The organism is Stenotrophomonas sp. TWI1183, assembly GCF_039673115.1.
Lineage (GTDB): Bacteria > Pseudomonadota > Gammaproteobacteria > Xanthomonadales > Xanthomonadaceae > Stenotrophomonas > Stenotrophomonas maltophilia_AA.
The window spans coordinates 26,102-40,857 of the sequence record NZ_JBDJKZ010000005.1 but is presented as its reverse complement, the minus strand read 5'-3'; the positions used below and the strand labels follow the sequence as shown (position 1 = coordinate 40,857).

The following is a 14,756-nucleotide window of genomic DNA, read 5'->3' as shown; positions in this document are numbered from 1 at the left end:
CGCCCCTGAAGCTTTCGCTGATCGCCGCGCTGGACACCGACCACGGCATCGGCCGCGACAACGACCTGCCGTGGACGCTGCCCGATGATCTCAAGCGCTTCAAGGCGCTGACCGTCGGCAAGCCGATCCTGATGGGGCGCAGGACCGCGCAGTCGCTCGGGCGGGCCTTGCCCGGCCGGTTGAACCTGGTACTGACCCGCAGCGGGCAGGTGCCGTTCGACGGCATGCAGGCGGTGGCCTCGATCGAGCAGGCGCTGCAGGCAGCGGCGGACACCGACGCGGAAGAACTGTGCGTGATCGGCGGCGGCGAAATCTATCGCCTGGCGATGGCCCAGGCCACCGATCTGCACCTGACCTGGGTGCACACCACCGTGCCGGCCGATACCCACTTCCCGCCGGTCGATCCGGCGCTGTGGGTGGAAGTGGCGCGCGAACACCACGCGGCCGACGAGCGGCACGCGTACGCGTTCGATTTCGTGGATTACCGCCGCGCCTGAGCGGGCGCTGCAGGCAGGCCGGTCGCACTGACCGGCCTGCGGCTCATTCGGCGTCGCTGGTGACGTCGTTTTTCTGCGGCTGTTGCTGCGGCTGCTGCTCGGCGTTCTGCGCGGGCTTCGCACCACCGCCCTGGCGGCCCTGGCCACCCCGGCCACGATCACGGCCCTGGCCTTGACCCTGACGCGGTGGACGCCCGCTCGGCGGCGCACCCTCGGCGGCCGGCCGGCGTGCCGGCGGACGCGGCGCGGAGACCGGCTTGGGCACATCGCGGCCCGGCACCTGCACCACGCGCAGTTCTTCGGTATCCAGCTGCAGCGCGGTGAGCTTGCCTCCCCATACGGCACCGGTATCGATCGCGTGCACGCCCTGGGTGATGGTGAGGCCCAGCGCGGACCAGTGTCCGCAGACGATCTTCAGATCGCGCTCGGCGCGGCCCGGCACTTCGAACCAGGGATACAGCCCCTGTTCCTGGGTGCCCGGCGTGCCCTTGTCCTCGATCCCGATCCGGCCCCGCGGCGTGCAGTAACGCATGCGCGTGAACAGATTGATGATCGCGCGCGAGCGGTCGTAGCCGGCCAGGCCGGGTGACCAGCTCGGCTTGTCGCCGTACATGTTGCGGAACAGCTTGCGGTAGCCGCTGCCGTGCAGCTGCTGCTCGACCTCGCGGGCGTGCTTCTCGGCCAGCTGGGTGGTCCACTTCGGGGCCAGCCCGGCGTGGATCATCATCCAGCCCAGCTCACGGTCCACGTGGGCCAGCTTCTGCAGGCGCAGCCACTCCAGCAGCTCATCGCGGTCCTCGGCCTGCACGATCCGCAGCAGATCCGGGTTGACCTTGCGCTGCTCTTCCTCGGTGCGGGCACCGACGGCAAGCAGGGACAGGTCGTGGTTGCCCAGCACGATCACGCTGCTCTCGCGCAGCGAATGGACCAGACGCAGGGTTTCCAGCGATTGCCCGCCCCGGTTGACCAGGTCGCCGCAGAACCAGAGTTTGTCGACCGCGGGGTCGAACTTGATTTTTTCCAGCAACCGCTGGGTGACGTCGTAGCAGCCCTGCAGGTCGCCGATGGCCCAGACACTCATGCGTGCGCCTCCATCAGTGCAGTGTGCGCGGAACGGTCAGGACGAACGGCGCGATGGCGGCGGCGAACTCGGTGCCGTCGTCGGCCACCATGTCGTAGTGCCCCTGCATCGTGCCGTGCTCGGTCTCCAGCATGACACCGGAGGTGTAACGGAAGTCTTCACCGGGGCGCAGCCGCGGCTGCTCGCCGATCACTCCATCCCCGTCGACATGCTCGATGCGGCCGTTGGCATCGGTGATCCGCCAGTGGCGGGCCACCAGCCGTGCCGCGACGCGGCCCCGGTTGAGGATGCGGATCGTGTAGGCGAACGCGTAGCGGCCGTCCTCCGGCGTGGACTGGTCATCGAGGAAGCGGGGGGCGACCTCGACGGAGATCGCGTAGTTTGCAGCGTCGTTCATGCAGGCAGTTTAGTGAATGTTGTGCACGATGAGATGAGTGCCGCCCGGCCGGGTGGCGCTCCCGTCATGAAGGTCGGGCGGTTCCACGTGCGCGCGGCCGGTCAGGGCCGCCGGCGGCGCGCTCACTCTTGCGGAGCGGCATCACCGTCGGCGCAGGGTACGTTCGCCAGCGCGATGAACTGCGCCACGTCCAGCTGCTCGGCGCGCGCATCGCTGCGCACGCCGGCGGCGTCGAACTGCTCGGGCGTGCACACGTTCTGCAGCGCGTTGCGCAGGGTCTTGCGGCGCTGCCCGAAGGCGGCCTTGACCACGTGGGCGAAGCGCTTGCGGTCCAGGATGCCGACCGTGGCCGGATCGCGCGGGACCAGCCGCACCACGGCCGAATCGACCTTCGGCGGCGGCCGGAACGCACCCGGCGGCACCACGAACAGCGAGGTCACCTTGCAGAAGGCCTGCAGCATCACGCTCAGCCGGCCGTAGACCTTGCTGCCCGGATCGGCGGCCATGCGGTCGACCACTTCCTTCTGCAGCATGAAGTGCATGTCGGTGATCACCGCCGCGTGGTCCAGCGCATGGAACAGGATCGGCGAGGAGATGTTGTAGGGGAGATTGCCGACCAGGCGGATCGGGCTGCCCGCGGCCAGTTCGGTGAAATCCACCTGCAGCACGTCGCGGTGGATGATGGTCATCTCGCCCAGCGGTTCGGCGGCGGCGGCCAGCGGCCCGACCAGATCCCGGTCGAACTCGATCACGGTCAGCTTCGGGTGGCGGCGCAGCAGCGGCAGGGTGATGGCGCCCTGGCCCGGGCCGATCTCGACCAGGCGGTCGCCGTCCTTCGGGTTCACCGCCAGGACGATCTTGTCGATGTAGCTGCGGTCGGCGAGGAAGTGCTGGCCGAGCTGCTTCTTGGCGGGGCCGGAGAAACCGGGCGCGCCGGAGGAGGAATACGAAGAAGTCATGGCACCAGTGTACGTTGGCGCGCCAGCCGGGCACACAGCGCGGTGGCAGCGAGGAGGCTGGAGGGGTCGGCGATGCCGCGGCCGGCCAGATCCAGGGCGGTGCCGTGGTCGACCGCGACGCGCGGGTAGGGCAGGCCCAGGGTGATGTTGACGGCCTGCTCGAAGCCGCTGTACTTGAGCACCGGCAGGCCCTGGTCGTGGTACATCGCCAGCACCGTGTCGAAGCCGGCCAGCTTGGCCGGCAGGAACGCGGTATCGGCCGGCAGCGGCCCGACCAGGTCCATGCCCCGGGCGCGCAGGCGCTCCAGCAGCGGGATGATCAGGTCGAGCTCTTCACGGCCGAGATGGCCGTCTTCGCCGGCGTGCGGGTTGAGGCCGAGCACGGCGATACGCGGCGAAGCGAGGCCGAAATCGCGCTGCAGGGCATCGTGGATGATCTGCAGGGTCAGCGCCAGGCCATCGGCGGTGATCGCATCGGCCACCGACCGCAGCGGCAGGTGGGTGGTCGCCAGGGCGACCCGCACGATCGCGTTGGCCAGCATCATCACCACCGGGGTGCGGGCCTGGTCGGCCAGCAGTTCGGTGGTGCCGCTGTAGGCGATGCCGCCTTCGTTGATGACCGCCTTGTGCACCGGGCCGGTGACCACTCCGGCCAGTTCACCGGACAGGCAGGCCTGGCCGGCCTGGCGCAGGGCACCGATCACCGCGCCGGCGTTGGCCGGGTCCGGGGTGCCGAAGCGCGAGGGGACGGCATTGCGCACCGCGCGCAACGGCAGATCGCCCGGCTGGCGGGCGATGGCGTCTTCAGGCAGGAGCTGCAGCGGCAGCGACAGCGCGGCGGCGGCAGCCTGCAGCGTGTCCGGGTCGGCGAAGGCCAGCAGCCGGCAATCAGGGCGCGGCTGCTGGATCAGTCGAAGGCAGAGCTCCGGGCCGATCCCCGCCGGCTCGCCCGGTACCAGCGCGAGCTGCGGGAGCATGGATCAGGACTGCGGCGGGGTGGCGGCCGCGGCGCCGCCCGGGGCGTAGCCGCGCATGTCCACGTAGGCTTCGCCACGCAGTTCCTGCAGGAAGCGGTTGTACTCTTCTTCCAGCTTGCGGCGGCCGATCGTTTCACGGATCTGGGCGCGCTGGTTGTCGGTGGTGGCATCGGTCTGGCGCGTGGCGACGCGCTGGACGATGTGCCAGCCGGCATCGGTGCGGAACGGCTGGCTCACGCCGCCGTCGGCGACGCCTTCAACCTGCTTGCCGAAGTCCGGGCCGAACGCGTCGGCCGGGAACCAGCCCAGATCGCCGCCCTGGCCCTTGCTGTTGTTGTCTTCCGAGGATTCCTTGGCGACCGCGTCGAACTCGGCGCCGCCGGCGATGCGGGCGCGCAGGGTATCGATCTTGGCCTTGGCCGCGGCATTGTCCTGCTGGTCGGTGATGCGGACCAGGATATGACGGGCGTGGTACTCGGTGATGGTGTGACCACCGCCGGCGGCGGCGCTGGCATCACGCACTTCCACCAGCTTCAACAGCTGGAAGCCACTCGGGCCACGCAGCGGACCGACCACGTCGCCGGACTTCATGTCTTTCATCATCTGCGCGAACGCGTTCGGGATTTCGTCCAGCGAACGCCAGCCGAGGTCGCCGCCTTCCAGCGCGTTCGGGCTGTCCGAATAACGGACGGCGGCCGCGTTGAAGTCGATCTCGCCTTTGTCCAGCAGTGCCTTGACGCCATCGGCCTTCTTCTGGCCGGTAGTGATCTGCTCGGCGGTGGCGCCTTCGGGCAGGCCGATCAGGATATGGGCCAGGTGGTACTGGGTACCGACCGCCGCCTGCTGCTTGAGCGCGCCATCCACTTCACCCTCGCTGACGCTGATCCGGCTCTGCGCGAAGCTCTGGCGCAGGCGCTGGACGGTGATCTCGTCGCGCACCGAATTGCGGAAATCATTGAAATCCAGGCCATCGCTGGCCAGGCGCTGGCGCAGGGCGTCCAGCGTGGAGCCGTTCTGCTGGGCGATGGCGTTGATCGCCTGGTTCAGTTCCTGGTCGCTGACCTTGATGCCGCTGCTCTCGGCGCGCGCCACCTGCAGCTTGACCAGGACCAGACGCTCGAGCACCTGGCGGCTCAGCACGTCATCGGGCGGCAGCTGGTTTTCACGACCGGCGTACTGGGCCTTGATGTTCTGGACGGCGCGGTCCAGTTCGCTCTGCAGCACGACGTCCTCATCGACGATCGCCGCGATGCGGTCCAGCGGCTGACTCTGCTGGGCCAGCACCTGCAACGGGGCCGTCGCGGAGGAGACCGCCAGCAGGGAGGCGAGGAGTACGGGAAGGGTCTTGGTCATGGGATCTGATTCGGATCGTAGTCGTCGCGGGCTGCACCGGTGTTGCTGGGCGGCACCAGATAGAGGTCGTCTCGGTAGTACCCGAGAATAGCACGGCGCAAGGTGCGGTCCGTGTTCTGGCCGATGGAGCTCAGGCCCTTGAGCACGAACTCGATCTGGAAGGAGTTGTTGAGTTCACCCTCGCGGTTGCGCACGTAGCGGCGGGCGATCGCGCGGACGGCGAGGCAGCAGCTGTCCCACTGCACGCCGCCGATGATTTCCAGCGGGGCGCGGTCCTGGATGGAGTAGTAGTAGCGGCCGACCAGGCTCCAGCGCTCGTTGAGCGGGTAGAGGAAGGACAGGTCGGCCTGCTCCAGCAGCGTCCGGTCGCGGCGGGTCGCCGTGGTCGACGCCTGCGGGTTCAGACGGCTGCGGTAGGTCAGGTTGACGATGCCGTCGTTGGACATCAGGTAGCGCGCACGAACGCTGGCCAGGTCCTCGCGCTTGTACTTTGGATCCCACTGATAGGTGGCGCCCAGCGTCCAGCGGTCGTTGATCATGTAGTTCGTATCGGCGATCCAGGCCGACTTGCCCTGCTCGACCGGGGTTTCCCCGCTGTTGAGCGTGACCCGGGAATCATCGAAGTACAGGATCTGGCCGATGCTGCCCGAGAAGCGTTCCTTGCCCGTGTCCTGGTCGATGAAGCGGGTGCTCAACGCCAGGGTCAGCTGGTTCGCATCGTTCTGGCGGTCGGCGCCGGAGTAGCGCGAATCGCGGAACAGCTGGCCCCAGCTGAAGGTGAAGTCACGCGTATCGAAGACCGGCAGGTCGCTCTGGTCGCGGTAGGGCGTACGCAGGTAGAACAGGCGCGGTTCCAGCGTGTGCAGGAAGCGGGTGTCGCCGATGGTGGTCTCGCGGTCGAAGAACAGCCCGGCGTCGATGGTGCCGATCGGCAGGCTGCGGCTCGGCGAAGTGTTGCCGCGCAGCTGGTCCGGGGTGGCGGTGGCCGGGTCGATGCCGGCCGCGATCAGGTTCTGCCGGCGGATGTCGTCGGCCAGCCCGCGCTCCAGGTCGTACCCGGTGTAGCGGTAGGCCAGGGTCGGGGTGACGTACCACGCCGCGCCACTGAAGGGCATGGACACATACGGTTTGATGTCCAGGCGGGAGCCGCCGTCCATCTGACGCGATACGCCGGTACGTTCGTATTCCTGGTCCGCGCCGAACTTCTCATGCACATCCAGATGCGTGAAGTTCACCGCTTCGGCATACACGCCGGTTTCCAGCCAGGGCAGCAGCGGCTTGTCCCAGTTGACGAACAGGCGCGGCTGGCGCGCGTACGGCAGGGCCGCTTCGGTCAGGGTGTAGTCGGTGAGCTGCCAGTAGTCGGCCATCAGGCCGCCGGTCCAGTTCTCGCCGGTGCCGTAGATGCCGATCTGGCTCTGCAGGTTGGAGGTGGTCACCCCGAGCAGCCGATTGGAGAAATCCTCCAGATAGCGCTCATCGCTGACCCAGGCCAGGCTGGCGCGGGCCTGCCAGTTGGCGTTGATGTTGTGGTACCCGCTGAACTCCACGCGGCCGCGATCCTTGTCGCGCAGCTTGTCATTGGGCAGGTAGGCGGTCAGCAGCTCGCCGCGGCCACCGTCGTAGAGATAGCGGAATTCGTTGTCGAGCATGAAACCGCGCTTGCTCATGTAGCGCGGCATCAGGGTGTCGTCGAAGTTCGGCGCCAGGTTCAGATAGATCGGCTGGGTATAGTCGAAGCCGTTGCGGCCGGACAGGCCGATCTGCGGGTACAGCAGGCCGGTCTGACGGCGATCATCGATCGGGAACTTGAAGTACGGCGCCCACAGCACCGGCACCTTGCCGATACGCAGCACGGCGTTGCGCGCGGTACCGAAGCCGGCGTCGTTGTCGACCTCGATCTGCGGCGCCGACAGCTTCCACACCGGCTGCGAGGGGTCGCAGGTGGTGTAGGTGGAGCGGTGCATCTGGCCGACCGCACCCTGCAGGTCGATCGACTCGGCACCGCCGTTGCCACGGCGGGACACCAGCTGGTACTGGATGTCGCTGATCTTGTGGGTGTCGCTTTCCTGGTTGCCTTCGGCGCGACGGGCCTTCATCCGGATCGAGGAGTCCTGGTAGCGGACGTTGCCCTCGGCGATGTAGTTGCCGCTTTCGGTATCGAAGCTCAGGTTGTCGGTGCCCAGGAACTGGTCGCCGCGCTTGAGCGCGACATTGCCCTGGTAGTTGGGCACCACGGAGGTCCCGGTCAGTTGGTCGCCTTCGATGTCCGTCGGCTGCTGGTCACGCGTCGCGGCCGCGGCTTTGTCGGCCTTGGGCGCATCGTCGAACACGGGCAGCACGTCGGTCACCGGGCACAGGCCCCAGTTCACCGGCTTGTCGTCGGCCAGGGCCGGCAGGCAGATGGCGATACTGAGGGGGAGGGGCAGCAGGCGGAGGGCTCGGCGCACGCGGTATCGGATTCGGGCGAAAACGGATCGTAGCTTGCCCCATCCCTTGCATAGGGGCAATGAAGGTCCCGCCCACGCAGGGGCCCGGGTTCATTCGTCGGCCCGGTCCGCGCGGATCAGCGCAGCTGGCCGACGTGGGCCACGCTGCATTCCGCAAGGGCCTGCAGGTCGTATCCGCCCTCCAGCATCGACACGATCCGGCCGGCCCCGTGGCGGCGGGCCAGCCCGCGCAACTCGGTGGTGATCCAGGCGAAATCCTCGGTTTCCAGCATCAGATCGGCCTGCGGATCGCGCATGTGCGCATCGAAACCGGCCGAGATCAGCAGCAGCTGGGGTCGGAAATCGTCGATGGCCGGCAGCATCTCGTCGGCCCAGGTGTTGCGGAAACGGAAGCCGCCACTGCCCGGCGGCAGCAGGATGTTCATCAGATTGCCGGCCCCGCGGTCGCGGCGCAGGCCCGAGTTGGGGAACAGCCCGGCCTGGTGGGTGCTGTAGTAGGCCACGCCGGGATCGGCGATGAAGATGTCCTGGGTGCCGTTGCCGTGGTGGACATCGAAATCGACGATGGCGATCCGCTCCAGCCCATAGCGGTCGCGCGCATAGGCGGCGGCAATGGCGATGTTGTTGAACAGGCAGAAGCCCATCGCGGTGCTGGCGCTGGCGTGGTGGCCGGGCGGGCGCACCGCGCAGAAGGCCACCGGGTCCTCGCCCAGCATCACCGCATCGACCGCCGCCACGCCGGCACCGGCCGCGTGCAGGGCCGCGCTGGCCGAGCCGGGCGAGGTCATGGTGTCCATGTCGATCAGGCGCAGCGGCTCGGTCTGGGGCTTGAGCACCAGGTCGATCAGTTCGCTGTCATGGACCCGCGCCAGCTCACCGAGCTTGGCCGGCGGAGCCTCGCGCCAGTCCAGCTGGTCCGGATAGGCCGCCTTCAGCGCATCGAGCACCCCCTGCAGACGGGCCGGGCATTCGGGATGGCCGCGGCCGGGATCGTGTTGCAGACAGGCGGGGTGGGTGAAAACCAGCATGCGGGCAGGATATCCGGTGGGGCGGCAGGGCCGCTCAGGCGTGGCGGCGCTCGTGGCGCCAGAGCACCTCGCCGTGGCCATCCGCCCGGGCCAGGACGCGCGCGAGCACGTACAGCAGGTCGGACAGGCGGTTGAGGTAGTGCAGTGCTTCCGGGCGGACGGTCTCCCGGCGCGCCAGCGTGACCGTCTCGCGCTCGGCGCGGCGCACGATGGTGCGGGCCAGGTGGCAGCGTGCGGCGGCCTCACCCCCGGCCGGCAGGATGAATTCCTTCAGCACCGGCAGGTCGGCGTTGTGGTGGTCCAGCTGGCGTTCCAGCGCCTCGATGTCGGCGGCGTGGATGGCGGCATGGCCGGGAATGCACAGCTCGCCGCCCAGATCGAACAACTGGTGCTGGATCATCGTCAGCAGGGCGCGGACATCCTCCGGCAGCGGCACCGCCAGCAGCACGCCGAGCGCCGAGTTGGCCTCGTCGACCGTGCCGTAGGCGGCCACCCGGGCGTCGTCCTTGGCCACGCGGCTGCCATCGCCGAGGCCGGTGCTGCCATCGTCACCGGTGCGTGTATAGATGCGGGACAGGCGATTGCCCACGAACGAGGCCGGCCGCGCTCAGTGCAGCACGTCGCGGCGCGCCTGCAGCAGCTTGCCGACCTGTTCGGTCGCCAGCTGCAGCGCGGCCGCCAGGCCGACGTAGACCGCCGCGGTGCGCAGGTAGGGCAGGAACCAGTCGCCGTAGTTCTTCGCCCAGCCGTCGAGGGTGGGGGCGGTCACGTTGTCGCTGGTCCAGTAGAAACCGCCCTGGGCGAACAGATGGCAGACCGCCACCGCCGCGACCAGCAGCAGCGCGCCCTTGCCCAGCGCGGCCCAGCTGGCGCCGTGGTAGCCGCGGCGCAGCAGCAGGCCGCCGCTCCACATCGCGAAATAGGCCGGCAGCAGCATCCAGTAGCCCGGCGAGACGCAGTAGTGCTGCCAGAAATCCAGGCCGCTGCGGCGGATCACGAGCCAGTCGACCAGCACCGCCAGCGCCATCAGCAGCGGGAACGCCCAGCGGGTCCACGCGCGCAGGTAGAAGCCGCCGATGAAGAACACCGCCCAGGATGCATCCGGAATCGCCGCGAAATGGTTGACCCGCGTGGCCGCCATCAACAGCACGAGCACGGACAGGACGAAGGCGCGTTGGGCAGTGGAGGTCATGGCGGTGACGGGTGGGGGCAGGCATTCATTCTAGCGCCTGCTGCGGCAGCCCGCCGCACGCCGCCCGAACGGGCGAACCCTTATCATGGCGGGCATGAGTGAACGACATGATGTAGTGATCGTAGGCGGCGGGCTGGTGGGTGCCAGCCTGGCCATCGCCCTGGACCGTGCCGGCCGCGATGTCGGCCTGGTGGAGGCCTCGCCGCTGGGCGCGCTGCCGGCGGTGTTCGACCAGCGCAACCTCAGTTTCGCCGCCGCGACCGTCAACGCGCTGACCGCGCTGGGCGTAATGCAGACGCTGGCCGGTGCGCCGGGCGCGATCACCCGCATCCACGTCAGCCGCGCCGGCGATTTCGGCCGGGTGCAGATGGAGGCCGCGCAGTACCAGCGCCCGTGGTTCGGACAGGTCGTGGTCGCCCGCGATTTCGGCCAGGCGCTGGAGGCGCGGCTGGAGACGCTCACCCGGCTGACCCGCTATCGTCCGGCGCGCTTCGTGCGCCTGGGCAGCACGGTGGACGGCTACCGTCAGGTCTTCATCGCCGATGACAGCGGCGAGCGCTGTCTACTGGCGCGTCTGGTGGTCGGCGCCGACGGGACCCGCAGTGGCGTGCGCGAGGCACTCGGCATCGGCGTGGATGAACATGATTTCGAGCAGACGCTGTTCGTGTCGCGGGTCCGCGCCGCGCGTGCGCCGGACGGCACCGCGTACGAGCGCTTCACCGACACCGGGCCGACCGCGCTGCTGCCGCGTGGCGACCGTCATTTCGGCGCGGTGCACGGGGTTGCCCGTGACCAGGCCGAGGCCGTGATGGCGCTGGACGATGCCGCCTGGGTGAACCGCCTGCAGGGCGCCATCGGCTGGCGTGCCGGCCGCCTGCTGGAGACTGGCCCGCGCAGCGCCTATCCCTTGATCCAGGTGCTGTCGCGCGCGCTGGTCGGCGAACGCACCGTGCTGCTCGGCAATGCCGCGCAGACCATCCACCCGCTGGGCGCACAGGGCTTCAACCTGGGCCTGCGCGATGCATTGACGCTGGCCGAACTGGTGGCCGGGGCCGACGATGCCGGCAGCGATGCGCTGCTGCAGGAACACGTGGCACGCCGGCTGGAAGACCGCGAGCAGACCATCGCGTTCTCCGGCGGGCTGGCGCGCCTGACCAGCAATCCGGCACCGCTGATGCGCCCGCTGCGTTCGCTCGGCCTGTTGGCCGCGCAGGCCACGCCGATGCAGTCGATGCTGGTCGGGGGCGCGATGGGCTTCCGCGGCCAGGTCCCGGCGCTGTGCCGCGGAGCCGGCCTGTGAGCCGGCGCCCGCAGGACGTGGTGGTGGTCGGTGGTGGCGTGGTCGGCGCGGCCTGCGCACTGGCGCTGGCCGATGCCGGGCTGTCGGTAACGCTGGTCGAAGGCCGCGAGCCGGCGGCCTGGCAACCACAGCAGCCGGACCTGCGCGTGTACGCGTTCGCGCCGGACAACGCCCAGTTGCTGGCCACGCTCGGCGTGTGGCCGGCGGTGACGGCCGCGCGCGCCTGTGCCTACCGCCGCATGCGGGTCTGGGATGCGGCCGGCGGCGATGAACTGCGCTTCGATGCCGACAGCCTCGGCCGCGAACAACTGGGCTGGATCGTCGAGAACGATCTGCTGGTGGACCGCCTGTGGGCGGCGCTGGCGGCGGCCGGCGTGCAGCTGTGCTGCCCGGCGCGGGTCGAGGCGCTGGAGCAGGACGCCAACGGGGTGCGCCTGCGCCTGGACGACGGCCGTCGGCTTGAGGCATCGCTGGCGATCGCCGCCGACGGTGCCGAATCCACCCTGCGCCGCCTGGCCGGGCTGGAGGTGACCCGCCAGGATTACGGCCAGCGTGGCGTGGTGGCGTATGTCGACACCGAAAAGAACAACGAAGCCACCGCGTGGCAACGCTTCCTGGTGACCGGGCCGCTGGCGGTGCTGCCGATCAGCGCGCAGCGCAGTTCGATCGTGTGGACGCTGCCCGATGCCGATGCCGACGCCGAGCGCGTGCTGGCACTGGATGACGCGGCATTCGGGCGCGAACTCACCAACGCCTTTGCCGGCCGCCTGGGCGCGATGACACTGGCCTCCAGGCGGGCGGCCTTCCCGCTGCGCCGGCAGCTGGCCACGGGTTACGTGGCCGGCCGCGTGCTCGCACTCGGTGATGCAGCGCACGTGGTGCATCCGTTGGCCGGGCAGGGCGTCAATCTCGGTCTGCGTGATGTTGCTGCGTTGCGGGCGCTGGTGCTGGCTGCGCAGCAGCGCCGACAGGACTGGATGTCGCCGCACCGGCTGCAGCGCTGGGCACGCGAACGCCGCAGTGAGAACACCGTCGCTGCGTACAGCTTCGATGCGATCAACACGGTGTTCTCCAATGATGAGATGCACCTGACCCTGGCGCGCGGTCGCGCGCTGGGCTGCGCCGGCAAGCTGCCGCCGCTGGTGTCGATGTTCTGGAAGCGCGCGGCGGGGGTGTGACCCGCGCGCTCAGTCGATCAGCCAGCCGGCCAGGTCGGCGCGGTCCAGTTTGCCGCGCCGCTTCACGTCCAGCGCGTTGAATTCATCGGCCAGGGTCGGGTTGGCCTGCGCCTCGGCGCGGCTGATGAAGCCATCGCCGTCGACATCCAGCGCCGCGAACGCGATGCGGTACTGGCCGACCACGCTCACCGGCTGCACCGAACGCACCGTCACCGCCGCCTCCCCGGCCGGGGCGGCCAGCGTCACCTGATGGGTGACCTCGCCCTGCGACAGCGGCTGCGCGCGCACGCTCACCGGCACCTCGCGCAACGGTTCGCTGACCGCCGGTGACGGGGCGCGGACCTGGGCGAGGGCGAGCGTGGGCAGCAGCGTCAGCAGCAGGATGAGGCTTGATCGGCGTCGCATGGAAACTCCGTACTTGACGTGGGGAGGGGCGCCGGGCGACCGGCGCGTGCTTCGATCATTGCCGCGCGTTGCGCGGCCAGCCGGGCATGGCCCGGCCCTACCATTGGTGCGCGTGGATCAGCGCAGCGGCGAGGCCAGCACCGTGATCTCTTCGCGGTCGTGGTACAGCTGCTTGGCGCGCAGATGCAGCGGCTTGCCCGCCTGCTCCTGGAACAGCTCCAGGCACATGCGGGTTTCATCCCAGCGCTTTTTCATCGGCAGCTTGAGATTGAAGATCGCGTGCCTGCACCAGCCTTCGCGGAACCAGGTGGCCATGCGTTCGGCCACGCGGCGCGGTTGTTCGACCATGTCGCAGACCATCCAGTCCAGCGGCGTCTCCGGCTGCCAGTGGAAACCATCGGCGCGCAGATGTTCGACCAGGCCGGTCTCCAGCACGTGCTCGCGCAGCGGGCCGTTGTCGACGCTGATCACCCTGACGTGCTGGCGGGTCAGCACCCAGGTCCAGCCTCCCGGGGCGGCGCCCAGATCGGCCGCGCGCATGCCCGGCTTGACCAGCAGTTCGCGCTCTTCCGGTGTCATCAGCGTGAGCAGTGCTTCATCCAGCTTCAGCGCCGAGCGCGAAGGCGCGTCGGGCAGCAGCTTCAGGCGCGGGATGCCCAGCGGCCACGGCGCGCTGTCGCGGGTATCGGCCACGCACACGAAGGCATGGCGTCCATCGACGAACACGATGTGCAGGCGCGGCAGGCCGGTGTTCGGCTTGTCGGTCAGCAGACCGGCCTTGCGCAGCGCCGGGCGCAGCGCATTGCCGAATGCGCGGGCCAGGCCGGCCAGCGGCTTGCCTTCGTCCGAATCGGGATGCTCGACCCACATGTCGCCGAAGCGCTGCTGGCCCTGCAGGGCGGCGATGATCGGGGTGATGCGGTCGGCGGCATCGAGCTGGGGCAGCTCGGCCAGCACCTGCAGCTTCTGCCGGGCGAAGATCAGCGAACGCCAGGACAACGCCTTGGACAGCGCCGCGGCTTCCTCGGTGACGAACACCACGTAGCCGTCATTGCGCTGGGTGCGCGCATAGCCGGCGACGTTGGCATAGGCCGCGCGCTCGGACAGCTCGGCGGCCAGTTCCGGCTCAAACCCCTGGCGGCACAGGCACAGCAGGCCGCTCATCGCTTCGCGCCTGAAGCGCGGGAATCAGTAATGTGCACCGTTGGTTTCTCCATACTGGCGCAGGACCGCGCGCGCTGCATCGCGCTCGATGTCGCGCACGACCTCGATGCCACGCTTGTTGAGTTCGCCGATCCAGTCCGCCGGCAGCGGGCCTTCATCGAACGGGGTGAGTTCTTCCACATCCTGGGCGCTGGCACCGATCAGCAGGCGATCGATGCCGGCCCAGACGGTCGCGCCGTAGCACTGGCAGCACGGCTGCGAGGAGGTCGCCAGGGTGATCGGCGACAGCACATCGTTCAGGCGCGGGGTCTGCAGGCGCTGCTGGGCCAGCATGTAGGCCATGTTCTCGGCATGTGCCAGCGAGGTCGTATGCGGGACCACGCGGTTCACGCCAGCGGCGATCACACGATGATCCGGCCCAAACACCACGGCGCCGAACGGGCCGCCGGTCTGCGCCTCGACATTCAGGCGCGACAGCTCGATCGCCAGCGCGACCTTGTCGGCGTCCTCGGGATAGACACGGCCCAGATCGATCTGGTCGTGGATCCAGGCGGGCAGGGTGAGATGGACTTGCGCGTACAGCATCGGGACATGGACCTCGTGGAAGATGGAGCAGCGGCAGTGTATCGGGCCGTGCGTAGGGATGCCGTGCCCGCGCTGAACGCGGCCACGCGGGCGCCGGCGCAGGGCTGCGCCGATCGCAGGAGTGCTGGAGCGCAGGCCCTGCCGTGGCAGGGCCGCGCTGGAATGACACGGTGGCCGGTGCCAGGCACCG

Annotated in this window: 15 protein-coding genes; 3 read left to right on the top strand and 12 right to left on the bottom strand. The window is 69.2% G+C overall.

Annotated features, from left to right (window positions below; all coding sequences use genetic code 11):
• Positions 1-5 precede the first annotated feature (5 nt).
• Positions 6-497: a dihydrofolate reductase gene (locus tag ABE434_RS06615; protein ID WP_346478383.1), complete on the top strand. Its 492-nt coding sequence runs from the start codon at positions 6-8 to the stop codon at positions 495-497.
• A 43-nt stretch (positions 498-540) separates the two neighbouring features.
• On the opposite strand, the gene ABE434_RS06610 is transcribed toward ABE434_RS06615, so the two are convergent.
• The 9 genes from ABE434_RS06610 to ABE434_RS06570 all read right to left on the bottom strand — a co-directional run bounded on the left by ABE434_RS06610 (position 541) and on the right by ABE434_RS06570 (position 9,934).
• On the bottom strand, positions 541-1,578 hold the full coding sequence (locus ABE434_RS06610; RefSeq protein ID WP_346478260.1) for a symmetrical bis(5'-nucleosyl)-tetraphosphatase: 1,038 nt from the start codon (positions 1,576-1,578) through the stop codon (positions 541-543).
• A gap of 13 nt (positions 1,579-1,591) precedes the next feature.
• Positions 1,592-1,975: a Co2+/Mg2+ efflux protein ApaG gene (gene apaG / locus ABE434_RS06605; RefSeq protein WP_176990348.1), complete on the bottom strand. Its 384-nt coding sequence runs from the start codon at positions 1,973-1,975 to the stop codon at positions 1,592-1,594.
• A 122-nt stretch (positions 1,976-2,097) separates the two neighbouring features.
• A complete protein-coding gene (rsmA, locus tag ABE434_RS06600) occupies positions 2,098-2,934 on the bottom strand; it encodes a 16S rRNA (adenine(1518)-N(6)/adenine(1519)-N(6))-dimethyltransferase RsmA (RefSeq protein WP_176990347.1) in 837 nt (278 codons plus the stop codon).
• Positions 2,931-3,911 carry a 4-hydroxythreonine-4-phosphate dehydrogenase PdxA gene (pdxA, locus tag ABE434_RS06595; protein ID WP_346478259.1) on the bottom strand — a complete coding sequence of 327 codons (981 nt, stop codon included), beginning with the start codon at positions 3,909-3,911 and terminating at the stop codon, positions 2,931-2,933. Before pdxA ends, rsmA begins: the two co-directional genes overlap by 4 nt.
• Before the next feature lie 3 nt (positions 3,912-3,914).
• Positions 3,915-5,264 carry a peptidylprolyl isomerase gene (locus ABE434_RS06590; RefSeq protein ID WP_346478258.1) on the bottom strand — a complete coding sequence of 450 codons (1,350 nt, stop codon included), beginning with the start codon at positions 5,262-5,264 and terminating at the stop codon, positions 3,915-3,917.
• Positions 5,261-7,714: an LPS-assembly protein LptD gene (gene lptD / locus ABE434_RS06585; RefSeq protein ID WP_319211211.1), complete on the bottom strand. Its 2,454-nt coding sequence runs from the start codon at positions 7,712-7,714 to the stop codon at positions 5,261-5,263. Before lptD ends, ABE434_RS06590 begins: the two co-directional genes overlap by 4 nt.
• Positions 7,715-7,830: 116 nt before the next feature.
• Positions 7,831-8,742 (bottom strand): histone deacetylase family protein, encoded by a 912-nt coding sequence (locus ABE434_RS06580; RefSeq protein WP_346478257.1) that lies wholly within the window; start codon positions 8,740-8,742, stop codon positions 7,831-7,833.
• A gap of 34 nt (positions 8,743-8,776) precedes the next feature.
• The gene (locus ABE434_RS06575) at positions 8,777-9,331 is read right to left on the bottom strand and encodes a cob(I)yrinic acid a,c-diamide adenosyltransferase (protein WP_346478256.1); all 555 of its coding nucleotides are present in this window, start codon (positions 9,329-9,331) and stop codon (positions 8,777-8,779) included.
• An 18-nt stretch (positions 9,332-9,349) separates the two neighbouring features.
• Entirely contained in the window at positions 9,350-9,934 is a 585-nt protein-coding gene (locus ABE434_RS06570) for a hypothetical protein (protein ID WP_346478255.1), read from the bottom strand.
• 94 nt (positions 9,935-10,028) lie between these two features.
• Here ABE434_RS06570 and ubiH point away from each other — a divergent pair, with 94 nt between their 5' ends.
• Together ubiH and ABE434_RS06560 are read left to right on the top strand one after the other, a co-directional pair.
• Positions 10,029-11,234 carry a 2-octaprenyl-6-methoxyphenyl hydroxylase gene (gene ubiH / locus ABE434_RS06565; protein WP_346478254.1) on the top strand — a complete coding sequence of 402 codons (1,206 nt, stop codon included), beginning with the start codon at positions 10,029-10,031 and terminating at the stop codon, positions 11,232-11,234.
• Positions 11,231-12,412 carry a UbiH/UbiF family hydroxylase gene (locus tag ABE434_RS06560; RefSeq protein ID WP_346478253.1) on the top strand — a complete coding sequence of 394 codons (1,182 nt, stop codon included), beginning with the start codon at positions 11,231-11,233 and terminating at the stop codon, positions 12,410-12,412. The genes ubiH and ABE434_RS06560 overlap by 4 nt, the downstream gene beginning before the upstream one ends.
• 9 nt (positions 12,413-12,421) lie before the next feature.
• Here the strand turns inward: ABE434_RS06560 and ABE434_RS06555 are convergent, their stop codons facing one another.
• The 3 genes from ABE434_RS06555 to ABE434_RS06545 form a co-directional block, all read right to left on the bottom strand.
• Entirely contained in the window at positions 12,422-12,817 is a 396-nt protein-coding gene (locus tag ABE434_RS06555; RefSeq protein ID WP_346478252.1) for an EF-hand domain-containing protein, read from the bottom strand.
• Between the two features lie 117 nt (positions 12,818-12,934).
• A complete protein-coding gene (gene rlmM, locus ABE434_RS06550; RefSeq protein WP_346478251.1) occupies positions 12,935-13,981 on the bottom strand; it encodes a 23S rRNA (cytidine(2498)-2'-O)-methyltransferase RlmM in 1,047 nt (348 codons plus the stop codon).
• Between the two features lie 24 nt (positions 13,982-14,005).
• Complete coding sequence (locus ABE434_RS06545) at positions 14,006-14,566, bottom strand: nucleoside deaminase (RefSeq protein ID WP_179460815.1); 561 nt, start codon at positions 14,564-14,566, stop codon at positions 14,006-14,008.
• Between the last annotated feature and the right edge of the window lie 190 nt (positions 14,567-14,756).